Below are 18,216 nucleotides of genomic sequence, written 5' to 3' on the forward strand. Positions count from 1 at the left end.
ATGGACACAAATAAATTTGTAAACCGCCACGTCGGCATTGCAAAGGAAGATATTCCGGCTATGCTTGAAGCTATCGGTGTTAAATCGGTTGACGAACTGATTGACCAGACAATCCCGGCCAATATTCGTCTGAAAGAACCTCTGAACCTTCCGGAGCCAATGACTGAAAGGGAGTTTGCAGAACATATCGCAGAACTTGCCTCCAAAAACGAAGTCTTCACATCTTACATCGGAATGGGATGGTATGACACAGTTTGTCCTGCTCCTATCCAGCGCAATGTTTTTGAAAATCCGGTATGGTACACTTCATATACCCCGTATCAGGCGGAAGTTTCTCAGGGACGCCTCGAAGCGTTGCTGAACTTCCAGACTGTCATCAGTGAACTGACAGCTCTGCCCCTGACCAACTGTTCTCTGTTGGACGAAGCTACCGCAGCTGCAGAGGCTGCCACGATGTTTTACGGAACTCGCAGCCGCGCACAGGCAAAGGCAGGAGCTAACACTTTATTTGTAGATGAAAATGTTTTTGAATCTACATTGGCCGTGATCCGAACACGTATGGTTCCGCAGGGAATCAATGTTGTGGTCGGCAATTACAAGACATTTACATTCACTCCTGAAGTATTCGGTGCGATTGTACAGTTCCCGAATGCAGACGGTTCGGTTGAAGATTATAAAGAATTCATTGCGAAAGCCAATGCGAACGAAACCCGTGTTGCCGTGGCTGCCGACCTGATGAGCCTGGTATTGCTGACTCCTCCGGGAGAATGGGGTGCCGATGTCGTATTCGGTAGCAGCCAGCGTTTCGGTGTACCGATGTTCTACGGCGGTCCTTCTGCTGCATTCTTCGCTACGAAAGATGAATACAAGCGTGCTATCCCGGGACGTATCATCGGTATCTCGAAAGATGCTTACGGACACCCGGCTTACCGTCTGGCTTTACAGACACGCGAACAGCATATCAAACGCGAAAAGGCGACCTCCAACATCTGTACCGCACAGGCTTTACTGGCAACAATGGCCGGATTCTACGCTGTATATCATGGAGCAGATGGTTTGCGCAACATCGCCGGACGTATCCATGCTTCTGCCGGATTCCTGGCTGCCGAATTGGAAAAGTTAGGCTACAAACAGCTGAATAAAGATTATTTCGATACCTTGAAGATCGAATTACCTGCCAACGTATCCATCAACGCGCTCCGCGAGATCGCATTGGAATGCAAGGTGAACCTTCGCTACTTCGAAGGCGGTCAGGTAGGCATCAGTATCGACGAAACAACACAGCCTACCGATATAGGCGTATTGTTGTATATCTTCGCCGGTGCTGCCGGAAAAGATTATATGCTGGAAGAAGCGATCCCGGAAAAGACTTATTTTGATCCGAAATTCGCCCGTACTTCGGACTTCCTACAAGAAGATGTATTCAAGAAATATCGTACGGAAACCGAGTTGATGCGTTACATCACCCGCCTGGGACGCAAAGACGTGTCGCTGGCTCAGTCAATGATCTCTCTGGGATCATGTACGATGAAGCTGAATGCTGCTTCTGAAATGCTTCCGTTAAGCCGTGCAGAGTTTATGAATATTCACCCATATGCCCCGGAAGAACAGGTAGAAGGTTACAAAGAGCTGATCGAGAACCTATGCTGCTACCTGGCTGAGATCACCGGATTCAAAGGTGTTACCTTACAACCGAACTCAGGTGCTGCCGGCGAATATACAGGTCTCCGTGTTATCCGCGCTTACCTGGAAAGCATCGGACAGGGACATCGCAATATCGTATTGCTGCCTGCTTCGGCTCACGGTACAAACCCAGCGAGTGCCATCCAGTGCGGTTATACGACTGTTACCGTTAAATGCGACGAGAACGGCAATATCGACATGGAAGACTTCCGTGCCAAAGCGGAAGCTAACAAGGAGAATCTGGCTGCCAGCATGATCACTTATCCGTCTACACACGGTATTTTTGAAGCCGACATTAAAGAAATGTGCGACATCGTTCACGCTTGCGGCGGTCAGTTATATATGGACGGTGCCAACATGAACGCCCAGGTAGGATTGACAAATCCGGGAACCATCGGCGCAGACGTTTGTCACCTCAACCTGCACAAGACATTTGCATCGCCTCACGGTGGTGGCGGCCCGGGTGTCGGTCCGATCTGCGTAGCCGAACATCTGGTTCCGTTCCTGCCTTCTCATCCGGTGGTCTGGGGCAGCGATCTGAATACGGTTTCTGCCGCTCCCTACGGAAGTGCCGGTATCCTGCCGATCACATACGCTTATATCCGCATGCTGGGCACAGAAGGATTGGAAACCGTTACAAAAACAGCCATCTTGAATGCGAACTATCTGGCTTCTAAATTCAAAGATACTTACGGTATCGTTTATACAGGTGCCACAGGACGTGTCGGCCATGAGTTGATCCTCGAATGCCGCGGAGTAAAAGAAGCATCCGGTATCGACGAAGGCGATATCGCCAAACGTCTGATGGACTTCGGCTACCATGCTCCTACGCTCTCATTCCCGGTACACGGTACCCTGATGGTCGAACCGACCGAAAGCGAAAGCAAAGCCGAACTCGACCGCTTTGCCGAAGTAATGGACTGCATCTGGAAAGAGATCAAAGAAATAGAAGAAGGTAAGGCATCCAAAGAAGATAATGTGCTCAAAAATGCTCCGCATCCTGAATACGAAGTAACAGCCGATGAATGGAAGCATGAATACCCTCGTAGTAAAGCAGCTTTCCCGCTGGAATGGTTGCATGACAGTAAATTCTGGATCAATGTGGCACGCGTAGACAATGCATACGGTGACCGTAACCTGATCCCGACTCTCTGTGCTTGTGAAATTTAATAACAAACAAATCTGAATGAAAAAAGTATTTATCGCTTTAGCAGCCGTTGCCCTTCTGGCAACGGCTTGCACAAAAGCACCGGAATCAAAAATCAAAGTGTACGGCTGGCAAGGCGAAGGTGGTAACACGACCGAAGAAACCTTACAAGCCGATTTTAGTAAATGGAAATCTCATGGCCTGGACGGTATGTGCTATAATGCCGGACACGACTTACAGAAAATTCAGCGTGCAGCGAAAGTCGCTCATGCAAACGGCATGGAGTATCATGCCTGGATCCCTGCCATGCTGCAAGGGGATATGGATTCAACCCTTTATGCCGTAAACCGTAAAGGTGAACCTGCTTACGAAGTACAGGCATATGTTCCTTATTACAAATGTCTTTGCCCGAACCATGAAGGTACGGCAGAATTCCTGACTGACCTGTATGGCAAAGTGGCTGATATCCCGGAAGTGGATTATGTCCACCTGGACTACATCCGCTATGTAGACGTGATCCTGGCAAAAGGTCTTTGGGAAAAATACGGCTTAGTGATGGATGAAGAATATCCGACTGCCGACTATTGCTATTGCGATAAATGTGTAGCCGACTTCAAAGCTGCTACCGGCATTGACATCAAATCGGTTGAAGATCCTTCCAAATGCAAAGAATGGGCACAATTCCGCTGCGACCTGATCACGAAACTGGTCGACCGCATTGCCGATACTGTTCACGCAAAAGGTAAGAAGGTTAGTGCTGCCGTATTCCCCGGTCCTGACTCTCATGCCAAATGGATGGTTCGCCAGGAATGGAACAAATGGAATATCGATGCATTCTTCCCGATGAACTACAACGATTTCTATCTGGAAGATGCTGCCTGGGTAGGCGAAGTGACCAAAGAAGAAGTAAACTCTGTCAAGGGAGAAAAACCTGTTTACAGCGGTCTGTTCATCTGTCGTGACTGGCAAAACAAAGCCAACATCAAAGACCCGGAAGGACACGGATTGATCCCGTCGGAGATCGAAGAAGCCGTTCGCGGATCGATGGAAGCCGGTGCAGCCGGTGTAGCTCTGTTCACGCCGGGAAACATGACTGACGAACACTGGAAGGCTTTCGACAAGGCTATTCATCAAACTTACACCGTAAAGAAATAAAAAAGACTTACACGAAATGTAAATACACGCAGGTATACGCAGCTCTAATTTTCTCATCTGCCTATACCTGCGTTTTACGTTTTATATTCTATATTCTAAAAACAAATAACTATCACATGAACACAACGACAAAGAAAGAGAAAATCAAATTCAGTAAAGCGTTTTGGGTAGCCAATACCGTCGAACTATTTGAGCGTGCCGCCTACTATGGCGTATTTATCGTAATAACCCTTTATCTCAGCCGCATCCTCGGATTCAACGACATACAGGCAGCAACTATCGCCGGAACATTCTCTGCATTTCTTTATTTTCTTCCAACTTTTGCCGGTGCATTGGCCGATAAGATCGGATTCCGTAATTCCATGCTGCTGGCTTTTTCTTTACTGACTATCGGTTATGCCGGTTTAGGACTTTATCCTACCTGGCTTCAGTCTGCCGGACTGGTCGAATACGGGACTACGACTACATTTACCGGATTGCTTGAAAGTAATCTTCGTTATGGGATTATCCCGATCATGATACTGATCGTTATCGGCGGCTCATTCATCAAGAGTGTGATCTCCGGAACGGTAGCCAAAGAAACGACTCCCGAAACCCGTGCCAAAGGTTTCTCCATATTCTATGCAATGGTAAATATCGGAGCTTTCTCCGGCAAAACGATTGTAAAACCATTGCGCGAAGCATTAGGAAACGAAGGATTGATCACCCTCAACTATTTCTCCGCTTCGATGACTTTTCTCGCCTTACTTGCGATCTGGTTCTTCTATAAAAGCAGCCAGCACTCGGGAGAAGGAAAGACATTCGGACAGATATGGAAAGCATTGATCAAAGTATGTACAAACGGACGCCTGATCACGCTAATCATCATCATCTCCGGATTCTGGATGGTTCAGCACCAGTTGTATGCAACCATGCCTAAGTATGTTTTACGTCTGGCAGGTGAAGGGGCTTCTCCCTCCTGGTATGCCAACGTAAACCCGTTGGTGGTTGTGCTGACCGTTAATCTGGTCACCCAGTTAATGCGTAAAAAGACAGCACTGACCTCTATGACATTCGGCATGTTCATTATGCCGATATCCGCACTTTGTATGGCTTCGGGAAATATGCTCGATGGAAATACAACGATTCTGGGTATGCATCCGGTTGCCTTTATGATGGTAGTCGGTATCGTTTTCCAAGGATTGGCTGAGACATTTATATCTCCCCGTTTCCTCGAATATTTCTCATTACAAGCCCCCAAAGGAGAAGAAGGGTTATATCTAGGCTTCAGTCATCTCCACTCGTTCCTGTCGTCCATTCTCGGATTCGGATTATCCGGTTTCTTACTAAGCAAATATTGTCCGGAACCAACCCTGTTCGCTACGCATGAAGAATGGGTAGCAGCCAGTGCCAACGCCCATTATATCTGGTACTACTTTGGAGCAATCGCTTTAGTATCGGCATTTGCCCTGATTATTTATGGTCAGGTGGTAAAACGACTGGATGCAGCAAAAGCCAATTAAACATGGGGAAAAGCACCTGTCAGAGTGCTCAAAAAACCCTAAAGTGTGCACATTTCAGGTTAAAGTTGTTTGATATAAAGAATGTTTGACTACTTTTGCAATCGGTAATTTTTTTACTAATTACCGAATAATTTTCAGACAATAGAAATCTAATATTCCTATTTAATATGAGTTTAAGAATTATTGTTTTAGCGAAGCAGGTTCCGGACACACGCAACGTGGGAAAGGATGCGATGAAAGAAGACGGAACGGTAAACCGTGCCGCACTTCCCGCCATCTTTAACCCGGAAGACCTGAACGCATTGGAACAGGCTCTGCGCCTGAAAGATGCCTACCCCGGATCAACTGTTACATTACTGACTATGGGCCCGGGACGTGCCGCCGAAATTATCCGTGAAGGTTTATACCGCGGAGCAGACGGCGGCTTTTTGTTAACCGACCGCGCCTTTGCCGGAGCCGATACACTGGCTACTTCATACGCTTTGGCTACGGCTATCAAAAAAATTAATGATTATGACATCATCATCGGTGGCCGTCAGGCTATCGACGGAGATACAGCACAGGTTGGTCCCCAGGTAGCAGAAAAGCTGGGATTGACACAGATCACGTACGCTGAAGAAATCCTGAATGTGGATGAAGCAGCACGCCGTATCACCGTTAAACGTCATATCGACGGAGGTGTGGAAACCGTAGAAGGTCCGCTGCCTATCGTCATCACAGTAAACGGCTCGGCAGCTCCCTGCCGTCCGCGCAATGCCCGACTGGTACAGAAATACAAACGTGCCATGGGTGCACAGGAAAAAGCAGTCCACCCGACAGCCTGCCATCCGGACGTTCCGAGCGAACTGCCGTATGCAGACCTTTACGAGAAACGTCCGTATCTGAATATCCAGGAATGGAGCGTGAACGATGTAAACGGAGATCTGACACAGTGCGGTCTGTCCGGTTCACCTACAAAGGTAAAGACTATACAGAATATCGTGTTCCAGGCAAAGGAAAGTAAAACGCTGACCAGCGCGGATAAGGATATAGAAGAGATGATTGTTGAACTGTTAGCTAACCATACCATCGGATAAGATTATGAATAACGTATTTGTATATTGTGAGATTGAAGGCACAACCATTGCCGATGTAAGTCTCGAACTTCTGACCAAAGGTCGTAAGTTAGCGAATCAGTTAGGTTGCCAGCTGGAAGCAGTTGTTGCCGGTAGCGGCCTCGAAGGTATAGAAAGCCAGGTACTGCCTTACGGCGTCGACAAAGTACACGTGTTCGATGCTCCGGGCCTGTTCCCCTACACTTCACTACCCCACTCTTCTGTCCTGATCAACCTGTTCAAGGAAGAAAAACCTCAGATCTGCCTGATGGGTGCTACCGTTATCGGTCGCGACCTGGGCCCTCGTGTATCTTCTGCACTGACCAGCGGTCTGACTGCAGACTGTACTTCATTGGAGATCGGTCCTCACGAAGATAAACGGGCAGGTATCACATATGAAAACCTGTTGTATCAGATCCGTCCAGCTTTCGGTGGTAACATCGTAGCAACCATCATCAACCCGGAACACCGTCCTCAGATGGCTACCGTTCGCGAAGGTGTGATGAAGAAAGAGATCCTGGATGCCAATTATAAAGGCGAAGTGGTAAAACACGACGTAGCAAAATATGTATCCGATGCTGATTATGTAGTAAAAGTGATCGACCGTCACGTAGAAAAAGCGAAACACAACCTGAAAGGTGCTCCTATCGTAGTTGCCGGAGGTTATGGCGTAGGGTCGAAAGAAAACTTCAACCTGCTGTTCGAATTAGCTAAAGAACTTCATGCAGAAGTAGGTGCCAGCCGTGCTGCTGTCGACGCCGGTTTCTGTGACCACGACCGCCAGATCGGACAGACCGGTCTGACCGTTCGCCCGAAACTCTATATCGCTTGCGGTATTTCCGGACAGATCCAGCACATTGCCGGTATGCAGGACGCAGGTATTATCATCTCTATCAACAACGACGAGAACGCTCCGATCAACACCATCGCTGACTATGTGATCAACGGTCCGGTTGAAGAAGTGATCCCGAAGATGATCAAGTATTACAAACAGAACAGTAAATAAGATATGGCTAACTTTTATTTAGATAATCCCAGCATGAAACATCACCTGCATCACCCGTTGATGCAGCGGATCGTAGAGCTGAAAGAACGCGGCTATGCCGACAAGGATAAATATGACTATGCTCCTCAGGATTTCGAAGATGCAATGGACAGCTACGAAAAGGTACTGGAAATTGTAGGTGAAATCTGTGGTGAGATCATCGCTCCCAATGCAGAGGGCGTAGACCATGAAGGCCCGTCTGTTGCCAACGGACGTGTGACGTATGCCAAAGGTACCCAGGAAAACCTGGATGCCGTACGCAAAGCCGGCCTGATGGGTATCGCAATGCCCCGCCGCTACGACGGTCTGAACTTCCCGATCGTTCCTTACATCATGGCAGCCGATATGGTATCGCGTGCCGATGCAGGTTTTGAAAACCTTTGGGGATTGCAGGACTGTGCGGAAACATTATACGAATTCGGTAACGACGACCAGCGTCAGCGTTATATCCCGCGCGTTTGTGCCGGAGAAACGATGTCGATGGACCTGACAGAGCCGGATGCAGGTTCCGATCTGCAGTCTGTTATGCTGAAAGCTACTTACTGCGAAAAGGACGATTGTTGGTATCTGAACGGAGTAAAACGTTTCATTACCAACGGTGATGCCGATATTCACCTGGTACTGGCACGTTCCGAAGAAGGCACACGCGACGGTCGTGGTTTGTCCATGTTCATCTACGACAAACGCAACGGTGGTGTGAATGTTCGCCGTATCGAGAACAAGATGGGTATCAAAGGATCCCCTACTTGCGAATTGGTATTCAAGAATGCCAAAGCCGAACTTTGCGGTGACCGCAAACTAGGTTTGATCAAATATGTAATGGCATTGATGAACGGTGCCCGTCTGGGTATCATGGCACAGGCCGTAGGTTTGAGCGAAGCGGCTTACCGCGAAGGTTATACCTATGCAACGGAACGTAAACAGTTCGGCAAAGCGATCATCGAATTCCCGGCTGTATATGAAATGGTAGCCCTGATGCGTGCCAAAGCGGACGCTTCCCGTTCCATGCTTTACGAAACAGCTCGTTTCGTAGACGTTTATAAGGCGTTGGACGATATATCCAAAGAACGTAAGCTGACTCCGGAAGAACGTCAGGAAATGAAGAAATACAGCAAACTGGCTGACGCATATACACCCATGGGTAAAGGTATGACCACCGAATATGCCAACCAGAATGCATATGACGCGATCCAGATCCACGGTGGTTCAGGTTTTATGAAAGACTATGCCTGCGAACGTATCTACCGTGATGCCCGTATCACAAACATCTACGAAGGTACTACCCAGTTGCAGGTGGTTGCAGCGATCCGCCACGTCACCACAGGTACTTACCTGGCTCAGATCCGTGAATACGAAGCCATCGAATACAAACCGGAACTGGAAGGTCTGAAGAACAAGCTGAAAGCAATGACTGACAAGTACGAAAAAGTAGTTGCCGCGGTTACAGAAACCAAAGACAACGAATACATCGACTTCCAGGCACGCCGTATGGTAGAAGCTGCCGCTCATTGTGTCTTCGGTTACCTGCTACTGCAGGATGCCAACAAAGACGACAGTTACCGCCGTTCAGCCGAAGTATATATCAACTACGGCCAGGCAGAAGTTGACAAGATCGAATCTTTCATCAACAACTTCAACCGCGAAGATCTGGCGTATTACAGACAAGCATAATACAACCATCTCATAAAAAAGAAAATCCGGGTATCGTTTGATATTCGGATTTTTTATTTCAAAAAAGGCAGGTGTTATCGATGGTAATGCCATAACATCCATTGCATAAATCCTCGTAACGATAAATAAATCAGGAATGCCATCCATAATGCATGGTTTCCCATTATTCCGTAAAACAGATAATAGACAACGAAGAATGTACCTGAAGCCACCAGCATCGAATAAAGCATCAGGCGGGTAGCCGTAGCCCCGATCAGGATGCCATCCCAAAGGAAAGCAGCAAAACCGGCCAATGGGATAGCCAGCACCCAGTAATAATAAGTTCCGGCAGCCTCTATGACTGTCGTGTCGTTGGTCAATAAGCCCAGAAAGCCTTGACCGCCTATCATATACAGAATTGTAAAGGATAATGATAAACCCCATCCCCAACGGAATAATAGCCGGATCATCCTTTGTAATCCATTCCGGTTCTGTGCACCGACATAACGCCCTGTCATCGCTTCGCCGGCATAGGCAAAGCCATCCATAATATAAGAAAACAAGGTGAATAACTGCATTAATAAGGTATTGACAGCCAATACGACATCTCCCTGCCGCGCCCCTGTCGACGTGAAAAAGGTTGTGACAGCCACCAGGCACAACGTACGGAAAAAGATATCGCTATTTACCTGGAAGAAACGATGCATAGCTGTCCAGCCCAGGATCTCCCGCCAGCGAAAAGGAATTTTCAATCTTCCGTAATAACGTAGCCAAAGCAGTAAAGCCATAAATAGTCCGGCATATTGGGCAATCAGCGTACCCAATGCCACACCTTCGATCTTCATATCCAACAGATAGACAAAAGCCAGACTCGCCACGATATTCACTATATTTTGTGTAATCGCGATAAACATCGGGAAACGGGAATTCTGCATGCCGATAAACCACCCGGCAAAACCATACAACCCCAGTACAGCGGGTGCTCCCCATACACAGATACTAAAATAAACCGTAGCCAACTCGCGAACCTCGGCAGTAGCATCTATCAAAAGAAAAGCGACTTTCCGAATCGGATACTGAAGCAGTAACAGGCATAAAGCGATAAAAAGTCCTACTCCCACCGCCCTCAACAAAACACGGGTCACCTCGTTCAGATCACGTTTACCAAAAGCCTGCGAAGTCATCCCACTCGTCCCCATCCGCAGGAAACCAAACAACCAATAGATTATATTAAACAGCATCCCTCCCACTGCGATCGCTCCGATATAGGAAGCCGATCCCAAATGCCCCACAATGGCGACATCGATCAATCCCAATAGAGGAACGGTTATATTTGAAACGATAGAAGGTATTGCTAGTTGCAGGATTTTTTTGTTCATGTTATTATATCCAAAAGTTTATTCTTAAATTTGTGAGCAAAGTTACGTATTACTTTATATATAACATTATAATGCAACAATGTACCAATAACAGATAAAACGCGAACCATAAGTGATATCAAAAACACAGGACATTCGCACTCCCTGTAATACAGATGTTTACATTTTTATTAATAATAATACAGACATTATTTATTGTCTTATATCATTATTCGCAGAATCATTCGCCGAAAATGTTATAAATAAAGCTTTTAATAAACATGCAGTCGTATCCTTTACGGGTACGTGGATTGAAACTTGGTTATCAGTTGGTTTTGTTGCTTAACCTTTAGTCGTATCCTTTACGGGTACGTGGATTGAAACCCAGTTAAAGATATTGAAAAACATTTGTAAAGAGTCGTATCCTTTACGGGTACGTGGATTGAAACCGTATATTTGCATTATCAAATTAACCGAGCGGCGGTCGTATCCTTTACGGGTACGTGGATTGAAACAAAATAGGGTTGGAAGGATTGTTAAAAGAAGAACCGTCGTATCCTTTACGGGTACGTGGATTGAAACCTTCTTAAATTGCAGCAAGGTGCAGATAAATTCAAGTCGTATCCTTTACGGGTACGTGGATTGAAACAGCTTAGAAGGAAGGGGAGGAATGGTACAACGATGTCGTATCCTTTACGGGTACGTGGATTGAAACTACTATCGACAAATAATTAAACCTTGATTTTCTTGTCGTATCCTTTACGGGTACGTGGATTGAAACCAGCTAATGAGGATCTACCAACGATCAATAACCAAGTCGTATCCTTTACGGGTACGTGGATTGAAACCGGAAGATTGAACCTACATAAATGTCCTTTAGAAGTCGTATCCTTTACGGGTACGTGGATTGAAACTGGATGAGTTAAGCAGCTTTAAGTCTCCGAAAGCGTCGTATCCTTTACGGGTACGTGGATTGAAACACCGGAGTTGGTTAAGCGTACTGTTTGTGTCGTATCCTTTACGGGTACGTGGATTGAAACTCATAAGACGTACAGGAAAATAAGTCAGCCGTATGTCGTATCCTTTACGGGTACGTGGATTGAAACATCAGAAGAACTGAAAGAAAGACGAATAGATTTGGTCGTATCCTTTACGGGTACGTGGATTGAAACTAATCAAGGCAAATACAAACAGCGAGTGGGATTGGTCGTATCCTTTACGGGTACGTGGATTGAAACATCCAATTTAGCTGGTGTCTTAACAAAAAAGCTTGTCGTATCCTTTACGGGTACGTGGATTGAAACTGAGGATAGCGATGGATTGGATGATGATGAGCCGTCGTATCCTTTACGGGTACGTGAATTGAAACTCGGAAGCAAAAAGGGACAAGGCCCCGGTTACAGTCGTATCCTTTACGGGTACGTGAGTTGAAACTTAACTACTGACCAGGTGGGGACTTTAACTTACGGTCGTACCTTATGTAGGTACGTGAGTTGAAACGGACTCATACGATGATGCCCTGGTTAATACCGGGTCGTACCTTATGTAGGTACGTGGGTTGAAACGTACAGTGGGACACCCGTGAGATCGATATGGCAAGTCGTACCTTATATAGGTACGTGGGTTGAAACTCAAGAGAGACAAGATTTTGCCAAGTACCGGATGGGTCGTACCTTATATAGGTACGTGAATTGAAACCCTACATACCCTGTTGCTACAACTGATCCAGTGAGTCGCATCCTTTACGGGTGCGTGGATTGAAACACTAAGATAATAGTTTGAATAGATTAAGCCGGAATGTTGAACTCTTTCGGGTGCATGAATAATCCAGCATACTTTTAAAATTAAGGGCTGGAAATAACTATTTATTGAAAAATAAAATGTAGCTTTGTACTTATAGGGGAATTAATAAAGTGCTGTTTTTCAAAGCACAGACACCCATATTTCAATTAACCAACTATTAATCTGACAATTATGAAATATCATAATAAAGAATATTGTTTAGATGTTGAAGGTAAGCTTGCCTGTTTTACCCGTCCTGAAATGAAGATCGAGCGAGTCAGTTATGATGTTATTACACCTTCTGCTGCACGTGCTATCTTTGAAGCCATATTCTGGAAACCAGCCATTCGATGGAATATAACACGGATAGAAGTTTTGAAACCAATAAAATGGATTTCTTTTAAAAGAAATGAAGTAGGGAGTTTGATGAGTCCACGTACTTCCGACTTATTCATAGAAGACAACCGACAACAAAAGTCCAGTTTACTATTGAAAGATGTTCGCTATAGGATATATGCAGAGCTAGAATTTATTCCACCAAGAAAAAGGAATACAGAAGAAAAAGAGAAAAAAACCTCAGTGCAAGCCGATGAAAACCCGGGTAAGTATAACGCCATGTTTGAACGCCGAGCTAAAAAAGGACAATGCTTCAATCAACCCTATTTAGGCTGTAGAGAGTTTTCCGCCAACTTCACATATATAGATAATCCGATAAAAGGAAATGGTATACAGGAAGATCGCGATTTAGGATATATGTTATATGATATGGATTTCACAAATGAAAAGAATCCCAAACCAATGTTCTTTCGTGCAATTTTGAAACAAGGAGTTTTAGAGGTTCCTGCAATAAACAGTGAGGAGGTACGCCGATGATTTTACAAGCATTATATGAGTATTATCAACGTAAAGCGGATGCTGATCCAGATAGTATTGCCCCTAGAGGGTTGGAATGGAAAGAAATCCCCTATCTTATTCTGATTGATAAAGATGGAACATTTGTGGAATTACAGGATACAACAGAAGGTTCAGCGAAACAAAAACGTGCTAAAAAATATTTAGTCGTTAAGAGCAAAGGACGTTCCGGTAGCGGTAGTTGGCAAACCGTAAATATCCTATGGGATCATTTCGGTTATGTTTTGGGACAACCCAAAAACACCGATGAAAAAGGAAAGCCTAAAGCATTAGAGGATGCCCGCAAACAAAATAAATCGTTTATACAGGAAGTGAAACGGATAGCAGCACTTTTTCCCTCTAATGAAGATATTCAAGCCGTATCCCGTTTTTATGATATTGCAGAAAATATCGAACGGATAAAAGCGGATTCTTTATGGGAAGAATGTATAAAGAAAGACGGAACAAATTTATCTTTCAAAGTAATCGGTAATACGTCTATTGTTGCAGCAAATCCAGATATAACATCTTTAATAGAATGCAATTCGGAGGAAAATGAAGAAGAGGGTATATGTCTTATTACCGGGAAAAAAGCACCGATTGCTTTATTAAATAGTGCTATTGCCATACCCGGCGGAAAAAGCGGAGCCAAATTGGTCGGTTTCCAAAAGAAATCGGGGTACGATTCTTATTACAAAGAACAGGGGATGAATGCTCCTATTTCAAAAGAAGCAGAAGATGCCTATACAACAGCACTTAATACGCTTCTAGGAAAAGACTCTTCCAATAAATACCGACTGCACGATACATCCGTTGTTTTCTGGTCACAAAAACCGACTAAACTGGAACAGAGCTTCGCTTTCCTTATTTCAGCCCCACCCAAAGATGATCCGGATAAGAATATAGAAGTTATTAAAAGCTTTTTATCTTCTTTGGAATCCGGGGTATTGGATGAAAAAGATAAAACTCCTTTTTATATTTTGGGACTATCCCCTAATGCCGCTCGTATCTCCGTGCGATTTTGGCGTCAAGGGACAGTAGGAGAATTTTCAAGTTATTTCAGACAACATTTTGAAGATCTGGACATAGTAAGAAATAAAAGTAAAAAAGAATATTATTCTCTCTTTAATTTGCTTACTCAAGTTTCTTTTCAGAATAAAATGGAAAACCTTCCACCCAACCTGGCCAGTGATTTGACCCAAAGTATTTTGGATAACAGAGCCTATCCTGCAACACTGCAAATGCAATGTCTCACCCGGATAAAGGCTGACCGGAATATAACATCCATAAGAGCTGCTATTCTCAAAGCATATTTAAATCGAAAATATAGAAATCGTACTAATAAACCTAAAGATATTATCATGGGATTAGATTTAACAAATACAAATCAGGCATACTTATGTGGCCGCTTGTTTGCTATCCTCGAAAAAATTCAGAGTGATGCAATCCCCGGAGCTAATTCAACCATAAAGGAACGCTATTATGGTGCAGCTTCGACAACACCGGCAACTGTCTTCGGACGCTTACTCTCCTTATCCAGACATCATCTGGCAAAATTAGATACAGGTAAATGTGTCTATTATGAGAAGTTACTACAAGGGGTAATTTCTGATTTGGATAGTAACGGCTTACCGAAATATCTGTCGATAGACGATCAATCCCGCTTTGCGATAGGCTATTATCATCAGAGAGAAGATTTATACACAAAAAAGGATACAACAGATAAAGAATAAAAACAATAATTCTATACAATATGGAAACAGCAATAAAAAACCGTTATGATTTCGTCTATTTATTTGATGTACAAGATGGTAATCCCAACGGAGACCCTGATGCAGGAAACTTGCCCAGAGTAGACTCCGAAACCGGTGAAGGCTTGGTATCAGATGTTTGTCTGAAGCGAAAAGTCAGAAACTTCGTTCAGATAGTAAAAGACAGTGAAAAACCTTATGATATTTTCATTAAGGAAAAAGCTATTTTGAATAACCAGATAGCAGAAGCTCATAAACAGGAAGATGTTAAAGCGAAAGAAAAAGGAGATAAGACAGAAGCAGCCCGTCAATGGATGTGCCGGAATTTCTATGATATCAGGACATTTGGAGCTGTATTAAGTACCGGAGAAAATGCAGGACAGGTTCGTGGGCCAATCCAATTTACTTTTGCTCGTTCTATTGACCCTATTGTGACAGCAGAGCATAGTATTACCCGCATGGCAGTAGCAACTGAAGACGAGGCTAAAAAACAAAGTGGTGACAACCGTACCATGGGACGAAAATATACAGTACCCTATGGATTATATAAAGCTAACGGATTCATCTCTGCACATTTGGCTACCCAGACCGGATTTAATGAAGATGATCTGAATTTATTTTGGGAATCATTAAAGAATATGTTCGATCATGATCATTCGGCTGCAAGAGGTATGATGAATGCCCGTAAATTGATCGTATTCAAACATAGTTCAACACTAGGAAATGCCTCTGCTCATACGTTGTTTAATCTGATTGATATAAAGTTGAAAAATAAAGAGGTTCCTCCCCGCTCGTTTAACGATTATGTAGTGACTATCGATAAGGATAAACTTCCGGAAGGAGTGGAACTTTTAGATATGATATGATAGAATACGGAGATGAAGATCTATTGATGCTTTCCGGCATTCAGCATATTACATTTTGCGAGCGTCAATGGGCACTTATACATATAGAACAACAGTGGGCTGAAAACAAGCTCACTGTTGAAGGCAACTGGATGCACCAAAAGGTAGATGATCCCCTGTTAATGAACCGCAATAAAGAGGTCGTAACATTGAGATCCGTAACTCTTGTTTCCAGAAGACTGGGACTTTATGGAATATCTGACGTTGTAGAAATGGTTGCGTCATCTTCCGAAGAAAACGCAATACGGCATCCTAAATATCCGGGATTATGGCGATTAATTCCGGTAGAATATAAACGGGGAAAACCAAAGAAAGATCAGATTGACGAAGTCCAGCTATGTGCTCAAGCCATCTGCCTGGAAGAAATGTATGACATTTGTATTGAAAAAGGCTTTTTATATTATGGTGAAACCCGCCATCGGGAAGAGGTTCTGCTAACGAAAGAGTTACGGACTTTAGTTGAAGAAAAATGCAAAAGAATGCATCAGTTGTATGAGAAGAAACTTCTTCCGCCTGCGATATACAAAGCACATTGCAAGTCTTGTTCCCTGAATGATGTATGTATGCCTAAAGTGCTGACCAAAACACCAAAAGTGAATTCTTATCTTACCCAATTATATGAATAGAGTATGAGAAAATTGTTGAATACGTTGTATGTAACAACTCCGGAAGCCTATCTTACCAAAGATGGAGAAAACGTTGTAATCAGAGTAAAAGAGAAGGATATTTTTCGTATTCCGGTATTGAATATAGAAGGTATCGTTTCGTTTGGATATATGGGAGCATCTCCGGCTTTAATGAAGATGTGCGCTGAGAGAAACGTAGGATTATGCTTCTTAAGTGCTAACGGACAATTTCAGGGACGGCTTTCGGGACCGGTAAAAGGGAATGTACTTTTAAGAAGAACACAGTACAGAATAGCAGATGATGCAAACAAATCGTTGGAGATCAGTCGTATCTGTATAGCCGGGAAGATAGCAAACTCAAGATCTGTAATAGAGCGATTCAAGAGGGATCATATATCTTCTGATGAACAGCTTTCTGTATTTCTATCAGCTTCTGAGAAATTGAAAAGATCGAAAAATCAAGCATTAATAGCAGATTCATCCGATAGCCTCAGAGGAATTGAAGGAGAAGCAGCAACGACCTATTTCTCCATCTTTAGTCAGATGATTATTGCTCAGCGTGAAGATTTTCCTTTCAGTGGAAGAAACCGGAGACCACCAAAAGATAAAGTAAATGCATTGTTATCGTTCGTGTATACATTATTAAATCATGAGATCCAATCTGCATTAGAGTCTGTTGGACTTGATCCGTATGTTGGTTTTCTGCATACAGATCGTCCAGGTAGAGCTGGGTTAGCGTTAGATATGATGGAGGAGTTGCGAGCTTATATGGCAGACAGATTGGTTTTGTCATTGATTAATCGCAAACAAATTTCAGGTAAAGGTTTTATCGAACATGGAGATAATGGAATTGTTATGAATGATGATATCAGGAAAGAGGTTTTATCTGCTTGGCAAAAAAGAAAGAAGGAAACTATTATTCATCCATATTTGAATGAATCTGTTCCCATAGGACTGATTCCATATATCCAGGCAATGTTATTAGCCCGATTCCTGAGAAATGATTTAGATAATTATCCTGTCTTTTTAATAAAATAGCAGTATGTATGTTCTGGTCACATATGATGTAGAAACAATGACTCCTCAGGGACAACGCCGGTTACGACAAGTTGCACGACAGTGTATGAATTACGGGCAACGCGTTCAAAACTCTGTTTTTGAATGCTCTGTTTCTCCTACTCAGTTCACTGAATTAAGATTGAAACTATTAGATATTATAGATAGTAATAAAGATAGTATCCGTTTCTATTTCCTGGGTAATAATTACTCTAAAAGAGTCGAGTATATCGGAGTTGTCACGTCTTATAATGTAGAGGATGAGTTAATAATTTAAGTCCCTGCGAACCTGAAGTGGTAACGGATATACAAAGATGTTCGCTATTTCTGATTTTCAGCATATTATATGCTTTACCTTTCGTTCCACCATAAAGAAACAAGATAGTAAATAAAGTTTCGCATAACAGCATATTTAATACGCTGTAAATGTCCACGTTATTTATCATGGAGTCGTACCTTATATAGGTACGTGGGTTGAAACCATCAACCATTGATAATCTTCTGATCCGTCATGAGGCTGTAATTTAAACTGTGTCAGCAAAGCAAACAAATAAAGTATTAACTTTGCTAA

Annotated in this window: 15 protein-coding genes; 13 read left to right on the plus strand and 2 right to left on the minus strand. The window is 43.8% G+C overall.

Annotated features, from left to right (window positions below):
• The 6 genes from gcvP to DWX23_RS23945 all read left to right on the plus strand — a co-directional run bounded on the left by gcvP (position 1) and on the right by DWX23_RS23945 (position 9,297).
• Positions 1-2,853, plus strand: coding sequence for an aminomethyl-transferring glycine dehydrogenase (gcvP, locus tag DWX23_RS23920; RefSeq protein WP_122376352.1), 2,853 nt, complete (start codon positions 1-3; stop codon positions 2,851-2,853).
• A gap of 16 nt (positions 2,854-2,869) precedes the next feature.
• Positions 2,870-3,985: a hypothetical protein gene (locus DWX23_RS23925; protein WP_122376353.1), complete on the plus strand. Its 1,116-nt coding sequence runs from the start codon at positions 2,870-2,872 to the stop codon at positions 3,983-3,985.
• Between the two features lie 116 nt (positions 3,986-4,101).
• Positions 4,102-5,487 (plus strand): MFS transporter, encoded by a 1,386-nt coding sequence (locus tag DWX23_RS23930; protein WP_122376354.1) that lies wholly within the window; start codon positions 4,102-4,104, stop codon positions 5,485-5,487.
• A gap of 167 nt (positions 5,488-5,654) precedes the next feature.
• On the plus strand, positions 5,655-6,563 hold the full coding sequence (locus DWX23_RS23935) for an electron transfer flavoprotein subunit beta/FixA family protein (protein ID WP_122376355.1): 909 nt from the start codon (positions 5,655-5,657) through the stop codon (positions 6,561-6,563).
• A 4-nt stretch (positions 6,564-6,567) separates the two neighbouring features.
• Positions 6,568-7,587 carry an electron transfer flavoprotein subunit alpha/FixB family protein gene (locus tag DWX23_RS23940; RefSeq protein ID WP_122376356.1) on the plus strand — a complete coding sequence of 340 codons (1,020 nt, stop codon included), beginning with the start codon at positions 6,568-6,570 and terminating at the stop codon, positions 7,585-7,587.
• A gap of 3 nt (positions 7,588-7,590) precedes the next feature.
• Positions 7,591-9,297, plus strand: a complete 1,707-nt coding sequence (locus tag DWX23_RS23945; RefSeq protein ID WP_122376357.1) for an acyl-CoA dehydrogenase family protein — start codon at positions 7,591-7,593, stop codon at positions 9,295-9,297.
• 74 nt (positions 9,298-9,371) lie between these two features.
• Here DWX23_RS23945 and DWX23_RS23950 read toward each other — a convergent pair whose 3' ends face one another.
• Positions 9,372-10,655 carry an MATE family efflux transporter gene (locus DWX23_RS23950; RefSeq protein WP_122376358.1) on the minus strand — a complete coding sequence of 428 codons (1,284 nt, stop codon included), beginning with the start codon at positions 10,653-10,655 and terminating at the stop codon, positions 9,372-9,374.
• 855 nt (positions 10,656-11,510) lie between these two features.
• Complete coding sequence (locus DWX23_RS24920; RefSeq protein WP_158607119.1) at positions 11,511-11,678, minus strand: hypothetical protein; 168 nt, start codon at positions 11,676-11,678, stop codon at positions 11,511-11,513.
• Positions 11,679-11,771: 93 nt separating this feature from the next.
• Here DWX23_RS24920 and DWX23_RS23955 point away from each other — a divergent pair, with 93 nt between their 5' ends.
• The 7 genes from DWX23_RS23955 (at position 11,772) to cas2 (ending at position 17,922) form a co-directional block, all read left to right on the plus strand.
• Complete coding sequence (locus DWX23_RS23955) at positions 11,772-12,065, plus strand: hypothetical protein (RefSeq protein WP_147382565.1); 294 nt, start codon at positions 11,772-11,774, stop codon at positions 12,063-12,065.
• A gap of 543 nt (positions 12,066-12,608) precedes the next feature.
• Complete coding sequence (gene cas5c / locus DWX23_RS23960; RefSeq protein WP_122376360.1) at positions 12,609-13,289, plus strand: type I-C CRISPR-associated protein Cas5c; 681 nt, start codon at positions 12,609-12,611, stop codon at positions 13,287-13,289.
• A complete protein-coding gene (gene cas8c / locus DWX23_RS23965; RefSeq protein WP_122376361.1) occupies positions 13,286-15,040 on the plus strand; it encodes a type I-C CRISPR-associated protein Cas8c/Csd1 in 1,755 nt (584 codons plus the stop codon). The genes cas5c and cas8c overlap by 4 nt, the downstream gene beginning before the upstream one ends.
• A gap of 20 nt (positions 15,041-15,060) precedes the next feature.
• A complete protein-coding gene (gene cas7c, locus DWX23_RS23970; protein WP_122376362.1) occupies positions 15,061-15,924 on the plus strand; it encodes a type I-C CRISPR-associated protein Cas7/Csd2 in 864 nt (287 codons plus the stop codon).
• A complete protein-coding gene (gene cas4 / locus DWX23_RS23975; RefSeq protein WP_122376363.1) occupies positions 15,921-16,589 on the plus strand; it encodes a CRISPR-associated protein Cas4 in 669 nt (222 codons plus the stop codon). The genes cas7c and cas4 overlap by 4 nt, the downstream gene beginning before the upstream one ends.
• 3 nt (positions 16,590-16,592) lie before the next feature.
• A complete protein-coding gene (gene cas1c, locus DWX23_RS23980; protein ID WP_122376364.1) occupies positions 16,593-17,627 on the plus strand; it encodes a type I-C CRISPR-associated endonuclease Cas1c in 1,035 nt (344 codons plus the stop codon).
• Between the two features lie 4 nt (positions 17,628-17,631).
• Positions 17,632-17,922 (plus strand): CRISPR-associated endonuclease Cas2, encoded by a 291-nt coding sequence (cas2, locus tag DWX23_RS23985; protein WP_122363326.1) that lies wholly within the window; start codon positions 17,632-17,634, stop codon positions 17,920-17,922.
• The last annotated feature ends 294 nt before the right edge of the window (positions 17,923-18,216 follow it).

The organism is Parabacteroides sp. AF18-52 (genome assembly GCF_003479145.1).
GTDB classification, from domain to species: Bacteria; Bacteroidota; Bacteroidia; order Bacteroidales; family Tannerellaceae; genus Parabacteroides; species Parabacteroides faecis.

Excerpts from the sequence above, each read along its gene's own strand:
- gcvP (WP_122376352.1), top strand. The coding sequence starts at position 1 with ATGGACACAAATAAATTTGTAAACCGCCACGTCGGCATTGCAAAGGAA.
- DWX23_RS23925 (WP_122376353.1), top strand. The coding sequence starts at position 2,870 with ATGAAAAAAGTATTTATCGCTTTAGCAGCCGTTGCCCTTCTGGCAACG.
- DWX23_RS23930 (WP_122376354.1), top strand. The coding sequence starts at position 4,102 with ATGAACACAACGACAAAGAAAGAGAAAATCAAATTCAGTAAAGCGTTT.
- DWX23_RS23935 (WP_122376355.1), top strand. The coding sequence starts at position 5,655 with ATGAGTTTAAGAATTATTGTTTTAGCGAAGCAGGTTCCGGACACACGC.
- DWX23_RS23940 (WP_122376356.1), top strand. The coding sequence starts at position 6,568 with ATGAATAACGTATTTGTATATTGTGAGATTGAAGGCACAACCATTGCC.
- DWX23_RS23945 (WP_122376357.1), top strand. The coding sequence starts at position 7,591 with ATGGCTAACTTTTATTTAGATAATCCCAGCATGAAACATCACCTGCAT.
- DWX23_RS23950 (WP_122376358.1), bottom strand. The coding sequence starts at position 10,655 with ATGAACAAAAAAATCCTGCAACTAGCAATACCTTCTATCGTTTCAAAT.
- DWX23_RS24920 (WP_158607119.1), bottom strand. The coding sequence starts at position 11,678 with ATGAGTTTCAATCCACGTACCCGTAAAGGATACGACACAAACAGTACG.
- cas5c (WP_122376360.1), top strand. The coding sequence starts at position 12,609 with ATGAAATATCATAATAAAGAATATTGTTTAGATGTTGAAGGTAAGCTT.
- cas8c (WP_122376361.1), top strand. The coding sequence starts at position 13,286 with ATGATTTTACAAGCATTATATGAGTATTATCAACGTAAAGCGGATGCT.
- cas7c (WP_122376362.1), top strand. The coding sequence starts at position 15,061 with ATGGAAACAGCAATAAAAAACCGTTATGATTTCGTCTATTTATTTGAT.
- cas4 (WP_122376363.1), top strand. The coding sequence starts at position 15,921 with ATGATAGAATACGGAGATGAAGATCTATTGATGCTTTCCGGCATTCAG.
- cas1c (WP_122376364.1), top strand. The coding sequence starts at position 16,593 with ATGAGAAAATTGTTGAATACGTTGTATGTAACAACTCCGGAAGCCTAT.
- cas2 (WP_122363326.1), top strand. The coding sequence starts at position 17,632 with ATGTATGTTCTGGTCACATATGATGTAGAAACAATGACTCCTCAGGGA.